Raw genomic sequence first — 26,809 nt, forward strand, 5'->3', positions numbered from 1 at the left:
ATGACTGAACAAAACTTATATCTTGACTTAAACGTATTGCAAACCGTTCCTTCTTCAAACATCAACCGGGATGATACCGGTTCACCCAAGTCGGCACTTTATGGTGGGGTTAGTCGGGCCAGGGTATCTTCTCAAAGTTGGAAGCGGGCAATGCGGACATTTTTTAAAGAGGCTAGTTCAGCAGTATCGACTGGCATTCGAACCAAAGAAGCTGCTCAGCTATTAGCTGACAAGTTGATGACACTGGATTCGAAATTGGATAAGGATGGCGCTCTGGATAAAGCTGCCCAGATTTTTAAGTCTGTTGGTATTAAAATTGATAAGAAAACAAGTGAGACTGGCGCACTTTTACTCGTCAGTCCGGGTCAAATTGACAAGTTGGCGCAATATGCCTTTGAAAATGATGAAATTGATAAGAGTGAAGTAAAAAAAGCGTTGAAAACGGATGATTCATTAGATTTGGCACTGTTTGGCCGAATGGTGGCTGATAATCCTGAGTTGAATGTTGAGGCAACAGCTCAAGTTGCCCATGCCATTTCGACCCATGAAGTTGTTCCCGAATTTGATTATTTTACTGCATTGGACGATCTTCAGCCTAAGGATAATGCTGGTGCCGCTATGTTGGGAACAGTTGAATTTAATTCGTCAACGCTGTACCGTTATGCTAACTTGAATGTACGTGAGTTGGCTAAAGATCTTGGTAGTCAAGATGCTATTACTGGTGTTGAAGCCTTTATTAAAGCGTTTCTACTCTCTATGCCAACTGGAAAGCAAAACACATTTGCCAATAAGACATTGCCAAACTACGTGATGATAACATTGCGTTCTGATACACCGGTCAATCTCGTTTCGGCCTTTGAAGACCCAGTCACTTCAAGAAATGGCTACGTCAAAGAGTCTGTTCATCAACTTGAAGAAGCGTTCAAGTCAACGCTTAAGTTGGTTAATCAGCCAGAATTAACCGTTGTTTTGACTGATGCTAAGTATCAATCAGAGTTAGACGAGCAAGTAGATAATTTAACGGACTTGCTTAATAAGGTCAAAGAAGAACTGACCGAGGTGGTACAGGATGACAACGCTAATAATTAGATTAACTGCGCCACTTCAGTCTTATGGAGATGAAGCGACATTTGCAAGGCGGACAACGGGTGACTACCCTTCTAAAAGCGCAGTGATTGGAATGGTAGCTGCTGCGTTGGGATACCATCGCGACGATCCTCAAATTTTAAAGCTCAACCAGCTTCATTTTGCAGTGAGAGTTGATCAACCAGGGACTATTCTGACTGATTATCAAACCGTGGAGTGGAGAAGGAATACTAGGAAGGTGACCTATCGGGATTATCTACAGGATGCTGTATTTGTGGTGGCCTTGGGTAGTGATGATAGGCAAGTGGTTGAAAGAATCAAAAATGCACTGAAACACCCACGGTTTCAGCTCTTCCTGGGTCGCCGTTCAAATGTCCCGGCGGGTGCTTTAGACCTTACCGTGGTTGATTCTGACCCGGTTTCAGCTTTAGAAAGCTTGAAGTGGCAGGCATCTAAATGGTATCAAAAGCGGAAGAGAAAACTTGCTGACGTGGCAGTTGAAATCATTGCAGATGCTCATCTATTACCGGAAAGCCGAAGTACCATGGTTCGAGATCGAGTGGTCTCCTTTGATCAGCGGCATCGTCAGCACGGTTATCGGCCAATTGCCGTTAAACGAGTTCGATTAAAAAATCCAAGTTTTCAGGGAAATGAAATGGCCACAAACCACGACATCATGAAGTTTCTCTAGAAAGGAGTCCAGATGTATTTATCAAGAGTTGAAATCGACATTAAAAACCGTCAAAAAATAAAGGATCTGACACATCTCGGAGCCTTTCATAATTGGGTAGAGAAAAGTTTTCCAAAGGAGATCGCTGCTGGTAAACGGAGTCGGCATTTATGGCGAATTGATAATTTGGCTGGTAAAAAATATTTACTGGTTTTAAGTCAAACCCAACCGGATCTACTGCAACTTAGTACTTACGGGGTCCCGGGAACGGCTCAGGTAAAATCGTATGACCAATTTTTGGATCAACTCCATGAAGGTCAAACACTACAATTTCGTTTAACGGCTAACCCGTCGTACTCGGTTATTAAACCGGGTGAAAGACAAGGACGGATTTATCCTCATGTGACAGTGGCCCAACAGCGAAAATGGTTGGCTAGTCGGGCTGAAAATTTAGGATTTCATTTTATTGGCCAAGATAAAGCCGATTTTTCCTCAAAAGTGCCGGATCACTTTGCCTTTGATGTGATGAGTCGTGATTGGCCGATTTTATACAGGAAGGGTGGTCACCGGATTAAGCTTAGTCGGGTCACCTTTGAAGGGCTACTTCAAGTGGCAGACCTCGAAAGGTTTAAAGAAACATTGATCCACGGTATTGGCCGAGAAAAGGCTTTTGGCATGGGGCTAATGACTGTGATTCCAAAGGAGTAAGCCAATGGTTAAAAAGATGGGTGCCAAGAAGCCGGAAATTTCTGAGTTAAGTCGGGTTCGCGATCGGGTTACCTTTTTATATTTGGAACATGCGAAACTAAATCGCCAAGATAGTGCGATAACCATTACCGATAGTCGAGGGACGGCTTTTGTCCCGGCAGCGGTTGTAAGTGTTTTGATGTTAGGCCCAGGGGTGGACGTTACTCACCGAGCGATGGAACTGATGGGAGATACTGGAATGGGCGTAGTTTGGGTCGGCGAACGAGGCGTCCGTCAATATGCTCATGGCAGAGCTTTAAATCATTCTTCACGTTTATTGGAAGCTCAGGCAAGGCTGGTTTCAAATGCCAGAACGCGAGTCGCTGTCGCACGCAAAATGTACCAAATGCGGTTTCCAAATGATGACGTTTCGAGCCTTTCGATGCAGGAGTTAAGAGGAAAAGAGGGCAGCCGGGTAAGACAGGTTTATCGGGAACAATCTAAGAAAACAGGTGTTAAATGGGTTCGTCGAGAGTATAATCCAGACAATTTTGAAGCTGGAACGCCGATAAACAAAGCATTGACGGCAGCTCACCAAGCTTTGTATGGTCTCAGTTATAGTGTGATTGCGGCCATGGGCGCTTCGGCTGGCCTGGGCTTTGTGCATACGGGCCATGATTTGTCCTTTGTTTATGATTTTGCGGATTTATATAAAGCTGAATTTTCAATTCCAATTGCTTTTGAGATAGCACAGAAATACGGAGACGATAAAGATATTGGCTCTAAAACTCGCCTGGCGATGCGAGATGCTTTTGCTGATGGTAAGCTGCTGGCTCGAATGGTAACTGATTTAAAGGATCTATTAGGTGTTTCGGAAACTAATGTTGATGTTGGCGTGCTTAATTTATGGGACGATAAAATGGGCTTACAAAAGTTTGGCGTTCAGTATCATGAATTCGAAGAAGGTGATGGTGCTTGATCGTCATCACTTTAACCAAGGTCCCGCCCTCATTGCGAGGGGATCTGACCAAATGGTATCAGGAAGTACAGACGGGTGTTTACGTCGGAAATGTTAGCGCTCGGATTCGAGATTTGTTGTGGGAGAGAATTGTTCGAAACCTCAGTACTGGTGAGGCAACGATGGTCTACAATGCTCAAAATGAAGTGGGCTATCAGATCAAAACAACTCGGAAGGCATATGCAGTAGTCGATTTTGACGGAATTCCACTGATGATGCGGGTGAATCAGAGTTCGGAACCGGTTAAGCATGGTTTTAGTAATGCGGCCAAATTTCATCGCGCAAAAATGATGGCTCATAAGTCCATTAAAAAACATCCCCAAAAAATGACAACTCAAATTGCTTCTATCGATTTGGAAACGACTGGTTTGGATGTTACCAAAGATGATATTATTTCAATTGGAGCAGTTAAAAGGCTAAGTAACGGCGAAAATGACCACTTTTATCGCCTAGTCCGGATCAACCATGAAGTACCTAAAAAGATTACGACCTTAACGGGAATTTCATCAGAGATGTTAGAGTCAGAAGGAACGGATTTAGAGTCGGCTTTAAATGACCTTTCAATCTTCATTGAAGATGCGACGGTTGTGGGTTATAATTTGAAATTTGATGAGTTGTTTCTTTCGGAGAGTTTTAAAAAAGTCAATCAACCGGGGTTGTCTAACTCGATGCAGGATTTAATGCCAAAAGTGAAAAAAATTAATCAATTTCTTGATAATTATCGACTGGAGACTGTACTGCAAGCATATGAAATTAAAAATCCAACCCCACATCATGCACTTGCTGATGCTCAAGCAACACTTAATCTGGCATTCAAACTCATGGAAAACGGGGATTTGAAAATTTGAGAATGGCGGTATGACAGGGATCTTTTAGTGTATTCCCCACGTATGTAGGGGTGATCCTGACACGTCTATGTATCACCATATGATACGTGAGTATTCCCCACGTATGTAGGGGTGATCCTTCTTGAATCTTTCGGTTGTGACGAATGTAATAGTATTCCCCACGTATGTAGGGGTGATCCTGAAATGTTGTTTTCGTCATGGTAGGGATCAACAGTATTCCCCACGTATGTAGGGGTGATCCTAAGGCAATGGCAAAAATTGGCGGCCGGTTGGCGTATTCCCCACGTATGTAGGGGTGATCCTCAACAATTACAAGCTAAGGAACAAGAAATTCAAGTATTCCCCACGTATGTAGGGGTGATCCTCAAACTGCCTGCGCCTATCAAGTCTGCGATTGGGTATTCCCCACGTATGTAGGGGTGATCCTATGACAAATTAATATTATTCAATCGAGTAATTGTATTCCCCACGTATGTAGGGGTGATCCCACGGTATGAATCTAGTTGCTACAACTCAGATGGTATTCCCCACGTATGTAGGGGTGATCCCCTGTTTGTTGAGTTCCTTGTAGTTTAGATGTGGGTATTCCCCACGTATGTAGGGGTGATCCCTGTTAAATATGACCACCAATAGTCAGCTCTTCGTATTCCCCACGTATGTAGGGGTGATCCCATTCTCCGCATCAAATCGCCATCAAAGGTCATGTATTCCCCACGTATGTAGGGGTGATCCCACGCAACGGAAAAGAACAAATACCAAGCAAAAGTATTCCCCACGTATGTAGGGGTGATCCTGATAACGGGGAAGTCAGTTGATTGGCTAATCAGTATTCCCCACGTATGTAGGGGTGATCCCCGCTTTTCTCTTGCCTAGTTGTGGTGAACGTAGTATTCCCCACGTATGTAGGGGTGATCCTTGATTATATGATATTACGACTTCGCTAAGCCAGTATTCCCCACGTATGTAGGGGTGATCCTGTCCAAACGGCTAAAAAGTTGGCGGCCAGTGTGTATTCCCCACGTATGTAGGGGTGATCCCAATGCTGCACTTATGTGCAAAGACATCGTAGTGTATTCCCCACGTATGTAGGGGTGATCCTTTGCTCTTAAAGGCGAGGGCTCAGATAGTAGTGTATTCCCCACGTATGTAGGGGTGATCCTACTCATTCTTAAGCCCCCTTTACCGAACTGGCGTATTCCCCACGTATGTAGGGGTGATCCTAATGGTTACCGGTTGCCCGGCGAACTCGGGTAGTATTCCCCACGTATGTAGGGGTGATCCTCAGTTAATCAGCGTTGGGGTTGGTTATTTAAAGTATTCCCCACGTATGTAGGGGTGATCCTGTTCCAGACCCTTCTGATGGCGGAGCACAAGCGTATTCCCCACGTATGTAGGGGTGATCCTGGTTACTAATTTCCCATCAGTTTTTGAAAATAGTATTCCCCACGTATGTAGGGGTGATCCTTTTTTGCAAGAGTCGCCGCCAAGTTATCGATGGGTATTCCCCACGTATGTAGGGGTGATCCCGATTAACCCGTTTAGCAACTTGATTAATCGTCGTATTCCCCACGTATGTAGGGGTGATCCCGGGTAATGCCAATTTTATCAGCATCCCGTCAAGTATTCCCCACGTATGTAGGGGTGATCCTTGTTGTGGCAAAGAACTTAAGTAAGCTTTTGTGTATTCCCCACGTATGTAGGGGTGATCCCCGGATGTAAATTTTACTTCGTGGACCTTTAAAGTATTTCCCACGGACGTGGGCACAATCTACCAAAAAATAAGCCAAGAGTTGTCCTAAACAGACATCCCTTGGCTTATTTCATACATAAAATTCTCACTCAATTCTTGTCTGAACTGCCTCATCCATCGCACTTTCGCTCAACTCTTGACCGATCCCAGGTCGATCGGGAACTTGAAAATAGCCATTAACTGGCTGATCGTCATATTTAGCACTTGACCGAACTTGAGATTTCAAGCTAATTTCATGATGCTCATGAATAAGTGCATTGGGAATAACGGCTTCCAGTTGCAGGGCAACTGCCGTGACAATCGGACTACCACAAACATGAAATTGAACGTCAATGTCATTTGTATCGGCCATATCGCAGATCTTTTTGGCTTCAGTAATACCGCCGCAAATTCCGATATCCGGCTGGACCACGCTGAGTGCCCGATCCTTGATAAAAGGCTCAAACCGAAATCGGGTGGAGATCCGTTCACCGCTAGCAAGGGGCTCACCAGTGGCGTCTTTAATGGCTGTCATGGTATCAGGATTCATTGGTGCGCATGGTTCTTCAACGTAATAAAAGTTCAACTCATGATATTTTTTAATAAACTGACTGGCTGAATTAGCAGTTAACTTTGCGTGACATTCTAAGATCAACTCTCGATCAGGTCCAATCGTCTGGCGAATCGCTCTTAAACGATCCGCATACTTCTCCATGGCTTGACTAGTCAGCAAACCATGCTTAACCTGTCTCAATTGATGATTGTTAATTACCATAAACGGATCCACTTTCACTGCCGAATAGCCTTGGTTAACTGCTCTTTCAGCTGCTTTGGCATAATCTTTTGGATCTGTCAGGAAATGAACCTTATCGTTCCAATCAAACTGTAGCTGGCTGGCATAGGCCCGGATTTGATTGCGGAGCTTGCCACCCAACAGTTGATAAACTGGTGTATTGAAGAATTTACCTTTAATATCCCACAAGGCGGTATCCAGGGCACTGACAGCTGCGTAAAAGATGGTGCCGCCGCCCTTGGCCCAAAAGGTTTGTTGATAAAATTGCTGCCAAATCTTTTCGGTTTGCAAGGGATCGGCGTCAATAATCATTTTTGCTAAATTGGTTATCATTCCAATCGTTCCGTCAGTACCAACGCCGTACGCTATGCCAGCTTCACCGAAGCCACTAATACCGGTATCAGTATTGATCCGAACTACAATCGGGTGCCAAGCCGGCATTAATCCGAACCACCTCAGTTGAAAAACATCAACACTGGTAATTTTCATTTTCAAGCCTCCATTTTTGACGATGCTGTCAACATCATATCAGCTAAAGATTCAGCTGAAATGTTGCCAATAATTTTTTGAAGAGACACATGCCTGAACGCTTGGGCCAATGCTTCTCTGGAGTAATTACAGCCCTGCAGCTGGCGTTCAAGCTGTGTCAGTCCACCGCCAGTCTGGAGAAAATCACCGTAAATTTTCAGTTTAGTGATTTGATCATCAGAGACGGAAAAGTCAACGCTAACGGTGCCAACTCCCTTGAAATAATGCTCGCAGTGGTATTGAAACGTTGATTCATCACCGTATATCCACTTCTTGGTCCCATATTTTTGATCGGCTAATTTAGCGACTGCTTGCCAATCGGCAGTTGTTAAGCGATAGGTTTGAATTTGGTCAAGCCGTTCTTTTTGAAAAATTGCTAGCAAAATCATTTTTTTAAGTTGCTCAAAGGACAAATCAGCCATCGATGCTTTGAAATAAGGTCGCAGATTTGTTACCCGACTGTGAACGGATTTGACACTCTTGGCAGTTAACTTAGCCTTGGATGGGGTTAAAGCCCGCGTCGCATTCTCCAAATTGACGTCAATCATCAAAGTACCACCGTAAGAAACCCGATGGCCCATTTTAGAAGCTGACATGCCGGAAAATTTCTTGCCATCTACAGTCAAGTCATTTCGCCCACTCATGACGGCGTTGACTCCCAAATGACGTAGCACTTGAATGATCGGCTGTGCGTATTGAGCAAAATGAGGTCGTTGAATGGTTGCTTCAGTATCAATATAGCAATAGGTCAAATTACCCGAATCAACATAAACAGCGCTACCGCCCGAGTTTCGGCGAACCAAATCAATTTGGTGGGCTTTTAAAAAGGGAAGGTTGACTTCGGCATACACGTTTTGATGAACGCCACAGATCACAATCGGCTTTTGAGGACGGTAAAAATAGAAGCATTTTCCGGATAGCTTCGGATTGGTTTCCAAGAACTCTGGAAAGGCTTGTTCAATTGATGAACGCTTTAAATAATCTTCTCCTGAAGATGTATCAATATATAAAATAATCAGGCACTCCTTTTAGATGACGAGTAATGACGAACGACTTGCTAATCATTTTTAACATACAAATACTTATAATTCCACTGCGAGCCGGTTGTATTGTGGGTGATCCCGTGAAGTGATGGGCGTTTTAAATAAACGTTATAGTCTTGGTAAAGCGGGGTAACTGCTTGTTGGTCCATCAAAATCTTTTCAGCTTTTAACATCTTATTCCAGCGAATTGATCGGTTTTGATTATTAGTGTAGCTGGCATCGTTAATTAACTGATCAAAGCGTTTATTGGACCACTGACCAGTGTTTAATGCATTGTTACTCATCATTGGTTGTAAGAATGCGGTTGGATCAGCAATATCAGCGCCACGACCAGTTAACTCGGCTTCGAAATTATGTGACACACTGCGTTGGTATGAAATACTGCTTGGAACATTTTGTAAGTTAATGGTCAGACCTGACAATTGCTTTTCAGCCGCCGAATTGATGTATTCACTGGTTTTCTTTGTATTGTCATCGTTGGCAGTTAGAAGGGTAAAAGTTAATCCCTTGATGCCGAGTTGTTTCAAACCACGCTGCCAGTATTGCTTAGCCAACTTAGGATTATAAGCCACTCCCTGCCGACCGGTTTGTTCGTTTGCAAAATCTTCATTAGTTTTGGGATTGTAAGCTAAATATTTGGTAACCAGACCAGTTGGCTTCAAAGCTTCACCCTTCAACAAGTTATCTGCAATCTGTTTGCGATCGATCGTTAGTGAAATGGCTTTGCGAATGTTAACGTTGTTAAAAGCTCTCTTTAATTTAGCGTTTTTGATCTTTTGGTTATAGACCAGGTAGTTCATGTAGGAGTACGGTCCGTGATAGAGATTCTTACTGTTTTGGTAATTCTGGACCTGATCGCCTTTGATAATTGTGAAATCAAGCTTCTTTGCCTGATACAGAGATAGGCTGGTTTGCGGGTCAACTTCGTAGTTCATATGAATCGTGTTCATCTTGACCGCGGATTTGTCCCAGTAATTGGGATTCTTTTTGAAGGTCCAGGTACTACTCTGTGGATGCCACTTGGTCATTACGTAAGGGCCGGAATAAACGGTAGCTTTGGCCGATTGACCGTATTGACTGCCATATTTATCGACAATTTTCTTGTCTTGTGGTGAAAAGGCCTGATAAGTCATTAGTTTGGTAAAGTAAGCGATCGGATGATCCAGTTTGACTACCAAAGTTCGCGAATTCTTCGCTTTGGCGCCAAGTTGACTGACTGGTTGTTTACCAAAGTTAATCTGCTTAGCATTTTTAATACCATAGAAAAGATAGGCGTGCGTTGATTTGGTTTTTGGATTTAGTGTTCGCTGCCAGGAGTAAACAAAACTCTGGGCAGTAATTGGATCACCGTTACTGAATTTAGCATTTTTACGGATCGTAAAGGTATAGGTCTTGCCGTCTTTAGATGTTTTAACTTTGCTGGCCAAGGCTGGTACCGGCTGGTGATGCTTATTCATGTAAAGCAGGCTGTCGTAGAGATTGCCCGCCTGATCAAATCCCTGCGCTTTGGAAATGTCCAGCGTGATAATTGAGTAATTGGCTGAAAGATTGGCAGTCCGAACTAGTTTGGGCTTATTGGACTTTGATTGACTCGAACAACCAACCAGACCAATGGTAATTACTAAATCGGTTAGTAATAGTGAAGCTGATTTTAAAAGTTGCTTTTTCTTGAAAAGTTGCATTGATAAATCCCCCAGAATATTGATTAATGTGTCAGTTGATTGTGATGATTTAAGACTAAATCGGTGAGTTCTTCAGGTGTCACTGCGCCAATGTTTTGAGAAAGGTGGCTGATCCTGAAGGCCTCCATTAAACTGTCACGAGTCAGCGGCGTGCCGATTAATTGGTGTTCAATTTCGGCCAAATTGCCGTTAGCCTGATTAAAGTCACCAAAGACTTTGGCGTGTGTAATGATACCGTTTGTAACCGAAAAGCTGATTTCGACTGTGCCAACACCGGCATAGTGCTTGGAGTGAAAGTAGTCGTCCGTAATTCGTTTACCCATGACCCAGTCCTTGGTTTTGAAGGAGGCTTGGGCGATCTTTTGGACTTGCTGCCAGTCGGCTTCGGTCATTTTATAAGTCGGAATGTCGGCCAATTTTTCAATTTGAAAGACCTCCTTCAAAATCAAAGATTTCAAATGGTTCACCGGAATCAGCTGGTAGGCCGGTTTAAAGAACTGTCGGATATTAGTGACCCGACTATGAACTGACCGAATACCCTTGGAGGCAAGCTTAGTTTTCGGTGGCGTCAATGCCTGACTAGCCGCGTCTAAATCGACGTCCAACATAATCGTGCCGCCACATGAGAATCGGTTGCCAATTTTTAGGGACGACATCCCCGAAAACTTCATGCCATGAACTGTTAGGTCATTACGACCTGTCATTTTTACATCGGCTCCTAATCTCCTTAAAACACGGATAACCGGGGCGGCGTATTTTCTGAAGTTTAAATAGTTGGTTCCGTTATCGTTATCGACAAACGCGTAGGTTAGATTACCGGGATCAACGTAAACGGCGCCACCACCGGCTGCCCGTCTAGAAAGTACAATATGATGAACTCGGATGTAATCTAAATTAACTTCGGAGTAAACATCTTGATTCACACCGACAACCACTGATGCTCGCAATGGTTGTGAAAAATGAAAAACGGTATCTTGAAACTTTTCGTTTGTGATGAAGTAAGTGGACAAACTTTGAGAAATTGCCGGATCACGTAAATATGCGTTACCACTAGATAAATCGACGAAAATAATGAAAATCACTTCTTTCTACATAATTAATTAAGCGTTTCCAAAAACAAGTATAACATTGTGAAATTAAAAAGTTTATTTTGAATTTTTATGTCATAAATATATTAAATCCGTTATAAAACAGAGATCAGTATCTTTTTGTAATAAAAATTGATTACATCATTACTTTTAGACATATAAATACTCTTTTTTTGAATTTGATATACTATTTTCTAACTAGTTGTTATATGATGATCATGTAGTAGTTAAGAGATGATTACGTTATGCTTAACGTGATGCCTTTGGGGAACCATATGTTAGAAAGCATATTTCTGTAAAACGTTTGTTGGATTAATTATCTGGGGATGAATTGAATATGAATGAAGATCAAAAGAAACAGCCGAAGCCTTGGTATAAAGTTTGGTGGTTTTGGGTTCTGGTTGTTGTCGTGCTGTTTATATTAGGGGGTATGTTTGGTGATGATTCAGGATCATCTGAATCAAATAGTAAGCCAAGGACTCGCAAAATTTCGCCATTCAAAAGAACTTATCAAGTTGGCCAAGTAGTCAATTACAAAGGTTATAAATTTAAAGTTAATCAAGTAAAGTACTTTGCAGGTAACAGTTGGGATACGCCAAAGAGTGGCAACCAATATGTAATTTGCAATGTGACAATCAAAAATGATAGTCATAAAAAGCAAGATTATAATGAAATGGATTTCCAATTAAGTGCTAACGGTAATGTGACTGATTTTGATGAAATCTTAACTTCAGGAAATTATGACAGCAATACGTTGGATAGTGGAACGCTTGATAAGGGTGCCTCAGTTTCTGGTAATTTAATTGGCCAGGCAAAGAAAAATGCCAAACTAAAGCTTGAATACCAACCATCATTTTTGGACGATAAAACGATTAAAGTCGATTTGAATTAGTTTTACGTCCAAATACTGAAGACGTTAAAAGCTGAAATTATCTGGGGGTTTTATCATGAAGCGTCTTAAGCTTAATACTTGGACTGGAATTTTTGATATTGTTAACTGTGTGTTATTTGTACTTTCCTGGTTTGTCATTTTTGGGACAGCATTCAGTGATGCGACAACCGGTGGGAACGCAACAGATTCTGCTGCGACATTCTTTTATGCAATGGCTTGGATCGGGGTAATCTTAAATGTCATTGCTTTATTGCAGTCACGACGTCATGGAATTTCGTTAGTTGGACCAGTTCTTGGAATTATTGGAAGCCTGCTATTTGGAATCACGGCTGCGATGGCCTTTCCAGCACTCGTTGTATTAATTGTTGCAACCGTGTTTACGATGTTACAGCGTCCCGCAAAGAACTATTCAAACCATAGCCATTCTGCTACGCCAAGTAATTAAATTAGGGGGATAATTTGAAGAAGCATTTAATTTTATTGTTGTCTGTTATTGCTTTGGTGGCCGGCTTTGCATTTGCCACTACTCAAACGAATGCACGGGCTGCTTCCGCAATTCCCATTTCATTTCGAGGACATTGGCATAACTATGATAATGGTGCTCATATAACCATTACAGCACATTATGTAAAAATGTTTAAACATTTCAAACACGTTAGATATGTAAGTCGTTCTGGATCATGGTATATGGTTCACTTTTTACATTCCTATCCAATTTATTTGCATTATGGTTGACCAGGCGTCCTTCACTTGGAATATGGTATGAGTATTCGAGAAACCTATCATCAAAAATGACGCATCGGTGATCGAACTTTGACAAACTATAAAGCAGTTTTTTATCTAGGCGCTAAGGGAGATTTTACAATGCTTCTACTAGCACTAATTATCATAGTCTGTTACCTTACCTAACCTATAAGTTCTTTATCCAATGGGTTAGGTGGCTACTGTTACTAATGGCTTTATTTGATGTTTGGGATCTATTTAAGTGGACCATTGGCACAGTTGTTTTCGAACTTGCAGTCAGTATTTTTGTGATTCTGATGATCTCCGGCTTATTTCTTGAATGGAAAGACAATTATCAAAAAAAGCATCAAAAATTTTAATCAAAAAGTCCTCAGTCGGGCTTTTTATTTTTCAATTATGACTGGGTGACCAGACCACGAACACTAATTATTTAAATGCTAGAAGGTGACCAAATTGCTAATATTCATGACCATCTCCTTGGTCGCAGGGTTTCTCTTATCAAATCAAAGCCCAGTCAACGCCGATTTGAGCCACATTGTCAAATCGCCGTTCATTGCTGGCACAATTTCTTTCATTGTGGGAACGTTGTTTCTGGCGATTTTATCATTGGCAATGAGTGGACGACTTTTTCCTAGTACCACTTTCATCGCTTCTCAGCCAATGTGGATCTGGCTGGGCGGCCTTCTAGGTGCAATTTATCTGACTTCAAATATTCTGTTATTTCAGAAAATTGGTGCAATTCAGACGACAATTTTACCAATTCTGGGACAAATCACGATGGGTTCAGTGATTGATCAATTTGGATGGCTTGGCGCTGAAACGATTGCGATGACCCCGTGGCGATTCACTGGGATTATCGTTTTGGTTATCGGTGTGATGATTGCGATCGCGTTACCCAGTCTGACTAATCGAGATATTCGGCAATTTGATATAGCGAAGACGCATCGTAAGCGGAAATCGCTGGTCATTGGCTGGCAGATTTGGGGTGTTGTCGTCGGCGTATTGGCAGCTATGCAGCAGGCGATTAATGGTCATTTGGGGACGCTGCTTCACTCAACCGGACAGGCATCGTTTATCTCTTTTTTTATTGGTACCATTTTAATTGCCATTGTAACGTTGCTGATTAATAAACGTCTGCCAACGATCGTCCAGCTCAAAGCCACTCGACCATGGAATTGGTTTGGTGGCTTTCTTGGCGGCACATTTCTATTTGTGACAGTCATCGCAGTTCCTCAAATTGGCGCGGGCTTAACCATTATGATGGGCTTAATCGGCCAGGTAATTGGGTCGATTCTGGTTCAGCAATTTGGCTGGTGGCACTCGATTAAACAACGAATGGTTCCAGCTCAAGCACTGGGGATTGGTTTAATGTTGGTCGGCGTCGGGTTGATTAAGATGCTGTAATGACGTCATTTTTTGCAACAAATCGGTAAAAACTTGCAAAATTGGTCTCTCAAAAAAGACAAATTTCATAGTGGTACGGTTGAAACTATCTGAGGTGTCCTTTCTGCAATAAACTAAAATCTTTTTGCAAAGAAACCGTAGAAGAGATTGCTTACAATAGCTAATGGATCACATACTTATATTGGTCAGTCAACCTGATCAGCTGGCTAAGTCAAGGATCAGCCTGCAAAAAGTCAATAACCTATCATATTACAGACCATATCGAATTCTTAAAAAGGAGCAACAACATTGGCAACGAATGCAAAAAAGTTAACAATTATTTCGGCAGGCCAATCCAACATTGACGGTCGAGTACCGAGTTCAAAATTACCAGCCTACTTGTCATTGCCATTAGCGGGCTGCCACTATTGCAGTGACAAGACGCCGCAGCACGAACAAGGGATCTTTCAAGATGAATTAAAAGAAAGTGATCTCTCAGATCATCGATGGGGCTTTGATTTAATCACTTACTATTACTTGCTTCATCAAAGTGATTGCCAAGACCTACACGTCATTAAATGGACGGAGGGTGGTACCTCAATTGATCCGACCGGTGATGGCGATAACCACTGGACAACTCATTTTGATGAATTAGCTGATCGAAGCCACTCGTTGTTACTAGGATTCACCAATTTAATCAAAACCTGCCAACAAACCCAGCATAATCATTTGGATATTAAGGCAATGTTGTGGCATCAGGGTGAAGCAGACCGGGCTTCCTACTCGAAAGTAGCGGCTGAAAACTATTATCAAAATCTAAAGGACGTTTTTGCATACTGCCGCCAAGTGGTTGGGAATCCTGAACTGCCAATCATTTGTGGCACGGTGAGTCATAATTCCAAACAATATGATGCCCAGGTTGAAAAAGCGACGATCCAGGTGGCCTCTGAAGATCCGAATATTCACTTAATTGATATGCAAAATGGGCAGTTGCTTGATGATTTTCACTTTAACGCAGCCAGCAGTGAACTGTTTGGTAAACGGGTGTACAATACGCTGATTGATGAACAAATTGTGACTGGCAAGCGGTTGGCTGACATAACCGCCCATGTTTATTAAAAAAGATCCCGCAGGTGTCAAAGCCCACGGGATTTTTTTATTTAACGAAATTAGTGATTACTTGACCATCTCTAATCCGTAAAAGTGTTTCGGTTTTCGGAATTGCCGCTTGAATTTGAAGCGTATACCCCTTGCCAAGACTCTTCTTAATAGATTGGCTGGTCACTTTAAAATTATTAACGGTTCGCGGCCACTTCAGCTGATTAGCTTGGGATGGGGACTGCTTTAAATACGTCATCGCTTTAATGAAGTTTCGGTCGGTAATTGTCAGCGAGTACGTTTTGGTTCGGCGATTAAACGTTAAGTTTCCCGTCTGACGATACTCACTTTTTAACTGTTTTTCGACATTTCGTTCATGCAATTTTTGAGCAGCAGCCTGTTTTTTAGCTGTGCCATCATCAAAAACGGTATTTTGTGCATGGCTGGACAAATGAGCGGCTTTCTCAGATTCTTTTTGGGAAAGCTTCTTTTTTGTCTCAGTTTGGATCCGGGCATATTTGGGCGTGGTCACACTCCCGTAAACGAAAAAGGCCACGCCAATTAATCCCAGAACGACGAATAACACACGACTCTCGTTTTTATAGGTGGCGGTTCGAAACGAAAAAATACTTAGAAAAATCATGATAATACCAGCAATAATTAGAAAGACAGATATCTGAAGAATCTAACTCAACCCCTTTAACACGCTTGTTTACTTATTTAAATATAAAGTGTCAGAGTTGAATTGTAAACTTTTAACACTGCCATAGGATGTCAATGGCCGGTATCAATGCTTGGCAAGACTGCTTTTCTTATATTTTCCGGGTGAAATACCGGTATACTTCGTAAATGCTCGGATGAAATTGCTGTAGTTACCGAATCCGGCCTGGTTGCAGGCATCGGTTACTGAGTTGCCGGCTTTCAACAAGATTTTGGCTTCGTCAAGGCGTCTTTCGGTGATGTATTTATGAATCGATAGCCCCATGTATCGTTTGAAATAACGATTCAGATAGCTTTGATTCAAATAAAAATGTTGGCTGATCGTTGAGAGACTGAGGTCACCGGTGAGATGGTCATCCACAAATTGAATCATTTTTTGTAATAGTGGTGGGATAATATTCTGCAGCTGATTTTTGACATGAGCCACCTGATTGATTAATAACAGAATTTCAGATAAAAGGACCTCTTCGCGAATATCGTTGCCAAAAGTATCATCTTGATGATTTAAAACGTCGGCTAATTTATCTGAAAGTGAGACAAAGTAGGACAGTTGATCTTCATTTAGCTTTAGAAGATTGACTTCCGATGAAGCATCTGGCTGAAAACACTTTGAGAGATCAGTCTTAAAGGTCGAGAGTTGTTTAACAAGATCCACACGAATATTAATGAAAATTCGTTCATATAGACTATCATCGTTAGTGACGGCCCGGTGCCAGTGGCCATTGGGAATTGCGACTAGATAGCCCCGCACCATCGGATAAGCTGACGAACGCGTCCAAAAAGTCACGTTGCCGGCCAGAAAAGCATAGAGTTCATAGTGATTACTGTGTTGATGAAACGGTGAGTCGTGAAATCGATTGCTATTATGGGAACAAACAACATCCTCAATAATGGTTCCGTCCGCCGGCATATCAACAATGTTCATTGTAAGAAACCTCCTTTTTTGCAAATAATTTGGCTTAAACTTGCAAAATTGACACGAAATTTAACGATTTTCCGACTTACTAAATTTTTGAAAGCGGTTAGAAGTCACTTTTTACGATAAATCAAGGTAATTTTGCAAAGAACATGCTAAATAAATCGCTTACAATTATCAGTGTACAAGAGATTAACCGTTAAGTAAACAAGTTCTCCTATTATGCCATTATTATTTTACACGTTAAGCGTCATTAGAAATTGCTTGTTTATTGATTCTTATAGCGGTTGGAAAGGATGGGTCAAGTTGGTTAGGTAGCCCAAATTTTCTGAATAAAAATGTAAGCGGATTCTTATTAGCCATAGAAGGAGTTTTAAACAATGGATGTCAATCATAAGCAACCAGTCGTTCACGACGGTTGGAATGAATACGCCCATAAGCGAGTCTACCAAAGTCGTGGCAAAGTCGGCATTTGGCGATCGCTCGGGTTTGGGGTTTTCTCATTCTTCAGTATTTCGATGCAGGGGTTAGTTGGTGCCTGGTTAATGTTTTTCTACACCACCTTTGCCGGGTTGTCAGCTGGACAAGGCGCCACCATTTCCCTGATTGGCCGGGTAGCCGATGCAATTGTGTCACTGATCATGGGGAACATTTCCGATAATGTTTATAAGTATAAAATTGGGCGTAAGTATGGGCGTCGGCACCTCTTCATTTTAGTTGCGGCGCTATCAGTGTTAGTGGCGATTACGATGTGGGTGGCCGGCATGAATTTCTGGTACTACCTGATTACGTATCTGATTGTGACTATTCTAATGTCAACCTTGCAGATTCCTTGGGAAACCTTACCTATATGAAATGACCAAGGATTTCAATGCCCGAACCAAGATGTCGACAACTCGAATGGTCTTGGCTGGTTTAGGTGGGATGTTGACCCAATTTGTGCCGGCCCAACTATTCAAGTATTTCCCGAAGTCCTCTCCAGAACCATACATTTTAATGCAGGTCATTTTCTCAGTGGCCACGTTCTTCTTGATTTTAATCACGTACCACACCACTTGGGAACACTTTGTCACTAAGGATGAAGCTAAAAAACTTGAAGCTGAAGCCCTCGCTGAAAACAATGGTCAGAAACCGAATTTGAAATCTGAGTTAAAGAACTATTTTTCAACCTTCAAAATTAAAACGTTCCGGCTTCACATGGAGATTTATTTAAGTTCTTATTTTGCGACCATCCTATTTTCAACAGTGTTTGTCTACTACATCGTTTATGTACTGAAGATGTCAACCAGTGTTTCCGGATTCTTACAATCGTTAAGTATTGTTTCAATTCCGGTCACCATCTTAGCGGGCTTTGCGGTAACTAAATTCACTTACCGATCGCTTTACATTTTCGGTTACTCATTGATTTTAATCCGTGCGGTTAACTGGGCCTTCGTTGCCTTCACACGTCCGGCCCACATGATGATTTGGTTGATTGTTGGTATGTCGTTTTATGAAGTTGGCTTATACATTCTTTACTTTGCACCATGGAACGTCTTTCCATTTATTCCTGATTTGGATACGTTGGTGACTGGTAAAAATCGAGCTGGTTTGTTTGCTTCGGTGATGACCTTTATCAACCAGATCAGTCAGGGATTGGCTTCAGTGGTTGCTGGTTATTTACTGGACTTTGCCCACTTCCGTCAGTCTGCCGGGGCGGTTTCTCAACCTCAAAGCGCAACCGATATGATTATCTTTATCGTTTCTGGCGGGGTTGGGTTTATGATTCTGTTAGCCATGTTCTTCGCAGCCCGTTTCCACTTAAGCAAGAAAACCTTTAAGATTCTGGCTCAGGAACTGGGGCGTCTACAAAAGGGTGGCAGTATGAAGGACGTTGATCCGCACACTAAAGCCGTTTGTGAAGATTTAACCGGTGTGAAGTATGACACCATTGATTTCTGGAAAAAGAATGATCAGCAAACGTCTCAAAATAAGTAAGGAATTGAAATTAGAAAGGATGATTGAGTTATGGCAAAAGATCAAGCAGGTTGGAAAGCAGCACTTAAGTCACCAGAGGCATTTAAAGCTTTTATTACCGATTATTTTAAAGATCATGAAGAACTGAGCGGTTCTTACGACATTCCATCGTATTATGAGCACTACACCGTTCGCCTGGACAGTCATGACGGGTTAGTAATCACATTAATTACCGGTGTTAACCAAACCGGCGAAAACGCGGCAACGGCTTTACCATTTAAGCAAACCGAAACGATGTCGATTGAGGATTTTCGCAAGTTGATCCTGCATAAAAAGTTTGCGGATCAAAATATGTCACTGGCCGATGTGTTTCAAGTAGTGGCTGGTGTTCCGGATGATGACGATCAAAAAGATGAGTGACTACACCATAAATAAACAATTCGTGGAAGTCTCTCGATAGAAAATAGGTATTTAAAAGGGATATTGGATGGTTGCTACGCGTCAACAACCATCTGGTATCCTTTTTAGTATGGGTTATCAAAAGACTGGCTAAAGATAATTTTTAAGCAATCCGGTGATGCCAAGTCATCAGCGCATTAAATAGGTCGCTTTTTACAACTTATGTTGGCAAAAATTGCAAATTCAACACTTTTTGCCATCATTTTTTGATTTAAGTAAGAAATGAAACCGATTAAATGTCAATTTTTACAATAAAACAAGCAAATTTTGCAAAGAAAATATGAAATAAATCGCTTACAATAATGATTGCATTAAAGATCGACGCACTCGTCTGATAGGGGTATTTGAATGATACTATTATTTATCAAAATTCATTCCGTTAACAGAAACGGTTGTCCTTAGACTGGTGTGATCGGTTACCGGCTATTAATCACTTAATCTGTGAGTGATGAATAGCGATAAATGTAAGCGGATTCTAATACTTTAGGAGGGTTTAGGAAAATGGAAACAGACAGTAAAAATCAACAGCCAGTTGTCCACGATGGCTGGAATGAATACGCGCATAAGCGGATTTATCAAAGTCGTGGCAAGATCGGCATTGGTCGTTCAGTTGGATTTGGGGTCTTCTCGTTTTTTAGTATCTCAATGCAAGGGCTGGTCGGTGCCTGGTTAATGTATTTCTACACGACATTTTGCGGATTAACCGCTGGCCAGGGTGCGACGATCTTCCTGATTGGTCGGGTGGCCGATGCCATTGTGTCACTGGTTATGGGAAATGTTTCGGATAACGTTTATAAGTATAAATTGGGCCGAATGTTTGGCCGACGACATTTGTTTATTTTAATTGCCGCTCCATCGGTTTTAATTGCCATTACGATGTGGGTTGCCGGCATGAATTTTTGGTATTACCTGATTACTTATCTGATTGTCACAATTCTAATGTCGACCTTGCAGATTCCTTGGGAAACGTTGCCAAACGAAATGACCAAGAACTTCAATGAGCGAACAAAGATGTCAACCAGTCGAATGGTAATCGCTGGTTTGGGGAACATGTTAACTCAGTTCGTGCCGGCCCAACTTTTCAAGTACTTCCCGAAAACATCACCGACACCTTACATTTTAATGCAGGTCATCTTTTCCGTCTTAACGTTCTTCTTGATCATTATTACCTATCGAACAACTTGGGAACACTTTGTTACCAAAGATGGAGCCAAACGTCTTGACGCTGAAGCTCTAAAAGAAAACAATGGCCAAAAGGCTAATCTTAAGTCGGAACTTAAAAATTACTTCTCGACCTTTAAAATTAAAACATTCCGCCTTCACATGGGAATTTACCTCAGTTCTTATTTTGCAACGATCCTATTCTCGACAGTCTTTGTTTACTACGTGGTTTATGTTTTAGGTAAATCTACCAGTACCTCAGGCTTCTTGCAGTCGTTGAGTATTGTTTCTATTCCAGTTACCATCTTAGCTGGTTTTGCGATTACTAAATTTACCTATCGGGCACTTTACCTATTTGGCTACTCACTAATTCTAATTAGTGCTGCTGACTGGGCTTATGTGGCAATGGCTAAACCGGCTGGCATGATGATTTGGTTGATTGTCGGGATGACGTTCTACGAAATTGGATTGTACATTCTCTACTTTGCCCCATGGAACGCCTTTCCGTTTATCCCGGATTTGGATACCTTGGTAACTGGGAAGAACCGTTCCGGGTTGTTTGCTTCCGTGATGACCTTTGTTAACCAAATCAGTGTCGGACTTGCCGGGGTGGTTGCCGGTTATCTATTGGATTTTGCTCACTTCCGTCAATCAGCCAGTGGCGCAGTTACACAACCTCAAAGTGCCATTAACATGATTACTTTTATCGTCTCCGGTGGTGTCGGCATTATGATTTTGTTGGCCATGTTCTTTGCCAGTCGTTTCCACTTGAGCAAGAAGACATTTAAAGTCTTGGCAACTGAACTGGTTCGCCTGCAAAAGGGTGGCAGTATGAAGGACGTTGATCCACACACTAAAGCCGTTTGCGAAGATTTAACCGGTGTGAAGTACGATTCAATTGACTTTTGGAAGAAGAACGACCAACCAACGAATCAAAAATAAATTGTTAGTAACGAATTGTTAACGAGAAAAGGAGTGCTAAAAAATTGGGTGAAGCAAATCCAAAGTTAAAGGGTAAATTATTATACGCATTTGGGACGAGTATTGTTAATGGTCACTTAGCCAATACGAGCTTTGTTGACGACATTTGTCAGGAAAATCAGATGACTTATAAGAAATTTTGCATCAACGGCGCAGCTTCGAGAAGCACTGATCCGAATAATATCATTGATCAAATTAAGAACGCGCCCAGTGAAGTACCGGACCTGATTGTGTTTGATTCGATTGCCAACGATGCTTATGCAACGGTGACGGATGATCCGGATACCATGGGGAAGATCACGTACGGATTTAACAATCAACTCGATCCGAAAACCTATTGCGGGGCCTTGGAAACCATTTGTAAATTGCTGGAGACCAAGTACCAGGGCGCCAAGATTTTGTATGTGGCAACCCACAAGACGCCGGCACGGGATTTGCGGGTTCAAACGATCATGCACGATGTGTCAGTCAAAATTGTTCATAAGTGGTCGATCAAAGTCGCTGACTTGTACACGGATGGTAATTTTAACGGCTTTTTGGAAAGCTATCAGCACGATTACTCTTATGATAAGGTTGACGCTAATGGCAGCAATCATTCAGTTGGTGGCACTGGGACGCATCCCAATGCGGACGGCTATCGTTTGTTCTATGATCCGATCATTACACAGAGTTTGGTGTCACTGACTTCAAACTAGTAATTCAAACATCATTTCAAACCGAAATTTAAGCGAGTCACCTTAAGAACTAACGCAAATTGGAGGGCGACATGACGAAAATCAAGACAATGACAAAAACGATCGGCCAAAGTGTTTTAACGGTGATTGCAGTGGCAATGACAGTTTGGTTGTTAATACCTGGATCAATTAAGGCAGATACCACGCGAACGCGACCCGAAACGTTTTACGTCAGCAGTCAACACGGCAGTGACCAAGCGAGTGGAACCAGTGCCCAAACGCCTTGGCAAAGCATTCATCGGGTTAACCAAGGCCAATTCATTGCCGGCGATAAGATCTTATTTGAACGCGGCAGTACATGGAAAGATGTGACACTTCAACCAAAAGGAAGTGGTAATGACCACGCTGACATTACGATTTCTGATTACGGCAGTCAAGGGGAATTACCCAAGCTAGCCGGTGAAGGTAAGGTTTCTGACGTGGTTCGGCTTACCAATCAAGACCACTGGACAATCAGTCACTTAGATATTTCAAATCAAACAACTGGGTTTGATAACAACAAGGAAAGTGACGAAAACGGGGCCAAGTTAAATGATCTTCGTGGCATTCATATCACTGGGCAAAACGTTTCCGAGCTTGACGGTTTTAATCTGACTGATTTAAATGTGCACGATGTTTCTGGTCGGGTTGAATGGGCTTCAGATGTTGGACTTGATGGCAGTACTTTGAAAGAAAGGCAGCCAGGTGTTTATACCAATGCCGGCTGGGATCGTTCAAAACGCACCGGTGGCATTTTGATTGAGTCGTTAAAGCCGACTAATAATCAACCAACCATTTTCAAAAATGTTTCACTGACGAATAGCACCTTGGAACGTGATAGCTACGGTGGCTTTACCATCAAACAGTGGAGTGGCGGTAAAAATGGTCCTCAATGGGCATTTCCAGCAGCCGATGCTAAAGCGCCAAACTATGAGAGCCCACAGTTTAAGCCCCATGAAAATATTACGGTGAAAAATAATTATATTGATCAACAGGGTGTTTATAATTGTAACGGGATTTACGTTACCAGCAGTAAACATGTCATGGTAGAAGATAACGTTGTTAAGAATAGTGGTACTTGTGGCATTGAAATTAACTTGGTTAATCAATGTGTGGTTCAAAATAACGACGTGTCAGGGTCCAAGCCAAAAGTTGGCGGTGCCGATTCAAACGGGATTGATGCTGACCGCCGGGTGTCAAATACCATCTTTCAGTATAATTATCTCCATGACAATGGTGATGGCTTTCTGATTTGTGGTTTTGGTTATAATGGGTTAATCATTCGTTATAACTTTCTAAAAGACAATACCGGGATTGATTTTCGGGACAGCGTTGATGGTGGCTTTGTTTCAATTGACAACAATTTGATTTACAATACATTGTCACGCCTTAAACTAAACTTTTCAAATGCTAGTCCTAGAAATGAAACTTGGCAGTTTGAAAATAACGTGATGTACAATGTTAACTCCGCACTTCAGAGTGTTTCGTATGGTAGTTCAAATAATAAAGTTCAGTATAGTCACAATGCCTATTATGGTTCAGGAGTTTCTAAAAACGCCTTGGATAAAAGTGCCATTACTGCTGATCCCAAGTTTGTCAGTGCAAAGCCGGAAATTCCACAAACCGGGGATACGGTTGCCGGTCGCGTCAGTGATTTTAGTGGGTTTAAACTTCAAAGTGATTCGCCGCTAATTAATGCCGGGACGCCTTACGTGAAAAATTCAGCCCAGGTCTCAATTGACGTGAATGGCAAGGACTATGCCGGCCAAGCTATTTCCGGTAATCCGGAAGTTGGCCTATATGAATTCGCTAAGACCGAAACGCCGACTAATTCGACTAGCAGTGTTTCGAGTTCTGCCAGTTCTGCTAGTGTGACGTCAAGTAATCAGTCAAGTGTTTCGAGTTCATCGGCTCCATCACAAACTTCGTCGGCTTCATCAGCGACTGGCTCAACTACCGGTACTAGTTCAACGAGCAGTTCTGTCACCCCTGAGAAGCCCGCAAAAAAGATTCAACGCCCCACATATAAAAAGGGAACAACCGTTTACGCGATTCGCGGGTTGTGGTTATACAAGACACCAACTTTTACTAGAGCTAATCGAGTGACGCATTATCCAAAAAAGTCACGGATGAATCGGCCTGCCTTTAAAATTATGGGTAACAGTCAGTCTGCAACCGGAAAACTGCGGTATAAGGTCCGAGTTGTCAATCATTCAAATCAGGCGACTAATAAGATCGGCTATATTACTACTAAAAAGGGATTCCTTGAACCGGCTTTTTACCAGCACGACTACCAAACTGTGACGGTTTTAAATTCGACTGGCATTAATGCTTATTTAACTAAGAAGCTCACTCACCGAGTCAAGCATTATCGAAGCGGCAAGGTTTTACGCGTTAAGAAAATTGTCCGTCAAGGATCGACAACCCGCTTTGAATTGAAGAACGGTCAATTTATTACGGCTAATCGTCAATTGGTGCTTGCTGGCACCCATCACATCAGATGACCGGCCAGCCAAACAGAGCCAATCTGGAAAGGAAGATAACTATTGTCAGATAAAGAAACATTTACAATTTCCCGAGGGACGGTGGTCAAGGCAGCCGATTATCGAAATCCGGTGCTTAAAAATGCCCGCCTGATTCTTCAGCGGGATATTGAAGCAGCAACTAAGAAAAATGACGTGAAAAATCAAATCTATTTGAAACTTGATCCTGAAACTGCTGTTGAGGGGGATGACTATCAAATTCGGTTGACAGATGCCAAGTCGGTCACCATTTCCGCTAAAACAGCATTAGGGGTGATGTACGGCACACTGGCCGTTTCAAGAAATGTCTTAAAGGTGGATGATTTCTGGTATTGGTTGGATCGACTGCCTCAAGTCCGCGATGTGGTTGTTTGGCACAACTTTGATCTTCACTTACCGCATTATCAAACTAAATACAGGGGTTGGTTTGTTAACGATGAACTGTTGATTTCGGGTTGGGAGGATCATTCTTCCAACCGCTATGTTTGGCAGCGAATCTTTGAAACAGCACTTCGGGTTGGCTGTAACGTGATTATTCCCGGCACCGACGTTAATTCACAAGTTAATCGCCGACCCGCCAAAGAATTTGGCTTAATGATTGCCCAACACCACGCGGAACCATTGGGAGCTAAGATGTTTGCCCGTGAATACCCGAATTTAACGGCTTCGTTTGTTAAATACCCGGATTTGTTCAGAAAACTTTGGCGCGATGCCATCATGGATCAAAAGGGCACGCCAACCATTTACAGTCTCGGCTTTCGTGGTCAGGGTGACAAGCCGTTCTGGGAAGACGATGACAGTCGGGAATGGGATGAACAGGCAATTGCCGACGTGATCAATGGCATTATTGAGGAACAGTACGAGATGGTGAAACAACTCGACCCAGGGGCACCGATGGCTTTGAATGTCTACGGCGAACTGACCGGTTTGTATAATAAAGGGTTGGTTAAGATTCCAGACGACGTCATTGAAATTTGGGCTGATAGTGGTTACGGTAAGATGGTTTCCAGACGACAGGGATTGGATAATCCTCGTTCACCGATTCTAGAGGCCCCAAACCCTCATAATCGTCAACGGGGCATTTACTATCACGTAGCTTTCCATGATCTCCAAGCTTCAAATTTCTTGGGCTTACTATCCAATAGTCCAGCCTTTGTTTCATCAGAGCTTTCAAAGGTTCGTGAACACCATTTTGATACATTGGAGCTGATCAACACCGGAAGTATCAAGCCACACATTCTTTATTTGAGAGAAGTTGCCAAATCTTGGTTGGCAGATTATTCGGCGCGGGATAACGAGATAATTTTAAAGGACTATGTGTCGACTTATTATGATGAAAAGCAGCCTGAATTAGTTGAATTATACAGTAACTATTGGCAGGCAGTCGTCCAATACGGGCCACATTCGGATGAAACGGCCGGCGATGAATTTGCGCCTTACTTGATTAGACGCTTGATCAAGGCGTGGGTCGGTCATCATGATAAGCTGAGTGACGCTGGTTGGGTGGTTGATGCTAAACTACCGGAAGCGTTGAAGAAGTTAGATGAGATGATCACACCAAAACTACCAGATTGGGAAGCGCTGCGGTTGCAAACGAAGCAATTACTGTTGACTTTAAAACCTGCTGATGCGACCCGGCTATACGGCGATTTTTATTTGAGTGTGATTAATCAGGCTCAAGGATTAAAAGCGTTGCATTTGGCGATTCGGGCCTATCAAGAGGCAACTGGGGCAACTAAAGGTGAGGATTACCTCAAACCATTCTTAACTGCTGATGAGGCTTACCAGGCCATGAAAGAAATCGTGATTGCTGAAACGACTAATCCTTCAGGAAAATGGGCGGACTTCTATCAAAATGACGGCTATAATAATGTGCCGTTAGCGGTTGCCCAGTTGAAGTTTTTGCGGCATTATCTAAGAGTCCTGGGCGATAGCGATGATGAAGATGGCTGGGAACACCACTTCGTTAAAGCAACGGCTGAGGCTCGGGTAATGACACTGTCAAACACTCGACCGGCAATGGGAGACGACCAACTGGCCAAAAAACTGCGTGAGCGTTTGATCCATCATCTATAATAGAAGTTAATTTGAA

24 protein-coding genes and 1 CRISPR repeat array are annotated in these 26,809 nt (G+C 42.4%); of the genes, 18 read left to right on the plus strand and 6 right to left on the minus strand.

The genetic code is table 11. The features are described from left to right. Genes cas7e through cas2e form a run of 5 tightly spaced genes read left to right on the plus strand, consistent with a single transcriptional unit; the run spans position 1 to position 4,309 of the window. Positions 1-1,089 carry a type I-E CRISPR-associated protein Cas7/Cse4/CasC gene (cas7e, locus tag ED605_RS04970; RefSeq protein ID WP_121977774.1) on the plus strand — a complete coding sequence of 363 codons (1,089 nt, stop codon included), beginning with the start codon at positions 1-3 and terminating at the stop codon, positions 1,087-1,089. Beyond that, positions 1,070-1,777, plus strand: a complete 708-nt coding sequence (gene cas5e / locus ED605_RS04975) for a type I-E CRISPR-associated protein Cas5/CasD (protein ID WP_121977775.1) — start codon at positions 1,070-1,072, stop codon at positions 1,775-1,777. The genes cas7e and cas5e overlap by 20 nt, the downstream gene beginning before the upstream one ends. Before the next feature lie 12 nt (positions 1,778-1,789). After that, positions 1,790-2,464 (plus strand): type I-E CRISPR-associated protein Cas6/Cse3/CasE, encoded by a 675-nt coding sequence (gene cas6e, locus ED605_RS04980; protein ID WP_121977776.1) that lies wholly within the window; start codon positions 1,790-1,792, stop codon positions 2,462-2,464. Positions 2,465-2,468: 4 nt separating this feature from the next. Then, positions 2,469-3,422, plus strand: a complete 954-nt coding sequence (cas1e, locus tag ED605_RS04985) for a type I-E CRISPR-associated endonuclease Cas1e (RefSeq protein ID WP_121977777.1) — start codon at positions 2,469-2,471, stop codon at positions 3,420-3,422. After that, the gene (gene cas2e / locus ED605_RS04990; RefSeq protein WP_121977778.1) at positions 3,419-4,309 is read left to right on the plus strand and encodes a type I-E CRISPR-associated endoribonuclease Cas2e; all 891 of its coding nucleotides are present in this window, start codon (positions 3,419-3,421) and stop codon (positions 4,307-4,309) included. Before cas1e ends, cas2e begins: the two co-directional genes overlap by 4 nt. Before the next feature lie 29 nt (positions 4,310-4,338). Continuing rightward, positions 4,339-6,018: a CRISPR direct-repeat array (repeat unit 28 nt; unit sequence GTATTCCCCACGTATGTAGGGGTGATCC). 126 nt (positions 6,019-6,144) lie between these two features. Here the strand turns inward: cas2e and ED605_RS04995 are convergent. From ED605_RS04995 to lplA (ED605_RS05010), 4 genes are read right to left on the minus strand one after another with little or no spacing between them, the layout of a single operon-like run. Then, the gene (locus ED605_RS04995) at positions 6,145-7,320 is read right to left on the minus strand and encodes a mandelate racemase/muconate lactonizing enzyme family protein (RefSeq protein ID WP_121977779.1); all 1,176 of its coding nucleotides are present in this window, start codon (positions 7,318-7,320) and stop codon (positions 6,145-6,147) included. Positions 7,321-7,322: 2 nt separating this feature from the next. Further along, on the minus strand, positions 7,323-8,378 hold the full coding sequence (gene lplA, locus ED605_RS05000; protein WP_121977780.1) for a lipoate--protein ligase: 1,056 nt from the start codon (positions 8,376-8,378) through the stop codon (positions 7,323-7,325). Positions 8,379-8,416: 38 nt separating this feature from the next. Next, positions 8,417-10,084 (minus strand): peptide ABC transporter substrate-binding protein, encoded by a 1,668-nt coding sequence (locus tag ED605_RS05005; protein WP_225419044.1) that lies wholly within the window; start codon positions 10,082-10,084, stop codon positions 8,417-8,419. Positions 10,085-10,107: 23 nt separating this feature from the next. Continuing rightward, entirely contained in the window at positions 10,108-11,166 is a 1,059-nt protein-coding gene (lplA, locus tag ED605_RS05010) for a lipoate--protein ligase (protein WP_191981342.1), read from the minus strand. A 343-nt stretch (positions 11,167-11,509) separates the two neighbouring features. On the opposite strand from lplA (ED605_RS05010), the gene ED605_RS05015 reads away from it, so the two are divergent. The 6 genes from ED605_RS05015 to ED605_RS05035 all read left to right on the plus strand — a co-directional run bounded on the left by ED605_RS05015 (position 11,510) and on the right by ED605_RS05035 (position 15,310). Beyond that, the gene (locus ED605_RS05015; RefSeq protein WP_121977781.1) at positions 11,510-12,064 is read left to right on the plus strand and encodes a DUF4352 domain-containing protein; all 555 of its coding nucleotides are present in this window, start codon (positions 11,510-11,512) and stop codon (positions 12,062-12,064) included. Positions 12,065-12,119: 55 nt separating this feature from the next. Beyond that, the gene (locus ED605_RS05020) at positions 12,120-12,509 is read left to right on the plus strand and encodes a transporter (RefSeq protein ID WP_121977782.1); all 390 of its coding nucleotides are present in this window, start codon (positions 12,120-12,122) and stop codon (positions 12,507-12,509) included. Positions 12,510-12,523: 14 nt separating this feature from the next. Next, positions 12,524-12,799, plus strand: coding sequence for a DUF2147 domain-containing protein (locus tag ED605_RS05025; protein ID WP_121977783.1), 276 nt, complete (start codon positions 12,524-12,526; stop codon positions 12,797-12,799). 218 nt (positions 12,800-13,017) lie between these two features. Beyond that, on the plus strand, positions 13,018-13,167 hold the full coding sequence (locus ED605_RS14590; RefSeq protein ID WP_162919753.1) for a hypothetical protein: 150 nt from the start codon (positions 13,018-13,020) through the stop codon (positions 13,165-13,167). A 94-nt stretch (positions 13,168-13,261) separates the two neighbouring features. Beyond that, entirely contained in the window at positions 13,262-14,212 is a 951-nt protein-coding gene (locus ED605_RS05030) for a DMT family transporter (protein ID WP_121977784.1), read from the plus strand. 288 nt (positions 14,213-14,500) lie between these two features. After that, the gene (locus ED605_RS05035) at positions 14,501-15,310 is read left to right on the plus strand and encodes a sialate O-acetylesterase (protein ID WP_121977785.1); all 810 of its coding nucleotides are present in this window, start codon (positions 14,501-14,503) and stop codon (positions 15,308-15,310) included. A 37-nt stretch (positions 15,311-15,347) separates the two neighbouring features. On the opposite strand, the gene ED605_RS05040 is transcribed toward ED605_RS05035, so the two are convergent. Next, positions 15,348-15,932, minus strand: coding sequence for a hypothetical protein (locus ED605_RS05040; protein WP_121977786.1), 585 nt, complete (start codon positions 15,930-15,932; stop codon positions 15,348-15,350). A gap of 144 nt (positions 15,933-16,076) precedes the next feature. Further along, on the minus strand, positions 16,077-16,934 hold the full coding sequence (locus ED605_RS05045; RefSeq protein WP_121977787.1) for a helix-turn-helix domain-containing protein: 858 nt from the start codon (positions 16,932-16,934) through the stop codon (positions 16,077-16,079). Between the two features lie 371 nt (positions 16,935-17,305). Between ED605_RS05045 and ED605_RS14880 the strand changes: the two genes are divergently transcribed. The 7 genes from ED605_RS14880 to ED605_RS05075 all read left to right on the plus strand — a co-directional run bounded on the left by ED605_RS14880 (position 17,306) and on the right by ED605_RS05075 (position 26,793). Then, complete coding sequence (locus tag ED605_RS14880; protein WP_263852933.1) at positions 17,306-17,779, plus strand: MFS transporter; 474 nt, start codon at positions 17,306-17,308, stop codon at positions 17,777-17,779. A 1-nt stretch (position 17,780) separates the two neighbouring features. Next, a complete protein-coding gene (locus tag ED605_RS05050; RefSeq protein WP_263852934.1) occupies positions 17,781-18,902 on the plus strand; it encodes an MFS transporter in 1,122 nt (373 codons plus the stop codon). 30 nt (positions 18,903-18,932) lie between these two features. Next, positions 18,933-19,301, plus strand: a complete 369-nt coding sequence (locus ED605_RS05055; protein ID WP_121977788.1) for a hypothetical protein — start codon at positions 18,933-18,935, stop codon at positions 19,299-19,301. Positions 19,302-19,841: 540 nt separating this feature from the next. Further along, a complete protein-coding gene (locus tag ED605_RS05060; RefSeq protein ID WP_121977789.1) occupies positions 19,842-21,443 on the plus strand; it encodes an MFS transporter in 1,602 nt (533 codons plus the stop codon). 44 nt (positions 21,444-21,487) lie between these two features. After that, positions 21,488-22,177, plus strand: coding sequence for an SGNH/GDSL hydrolase family protein (locus ED605_RS05065; RefSeq protein WP_121977790.1), 690 nt, complete (start codon positions 21,488-21,490; stop codon positions 22,175-22,177). Positions 22,178-22,248: 71 nt separating this feature from the next. Beyond that, positions 22,249-24,699: a DUF5776 domain-containing protein gene (locus tag ED605_RS05070; protein WP_121977791.1), complete on the plus strand. Its 2,451-nt coding sequence runs from the start codon at positions 22,249-22,251 to the stop codon at positions 24,697-24,699. 42 nt (positions 24,700-24,741) lie between these two features. Continuing rightward, on the plus strand, positions 24,742-26,793 hold the full coding sequence (locus tag ED605_RS05075) for a glycosyl hydrolase 115 family protein (protein ID WP_121977792.1): 2,052 nt from the start codon (positions 24,742-24,744) through the stop codon (positions 26,791-26,793). The last annotated feature ends 16 nt before the right edge of the window (positions 26,794-26,809 follow it).

It is taken from the genome of Lentilactobacillus raoultii, from assembly GCF_900411375.1.
In the GTDB taxonomy this organism is placed as follows: Bacteria; Bacillota; Bacilli; order Lactobacillales; family Lactobacillaceae; genus Lentilactobacillus; species Lentilactobacillus raoultii.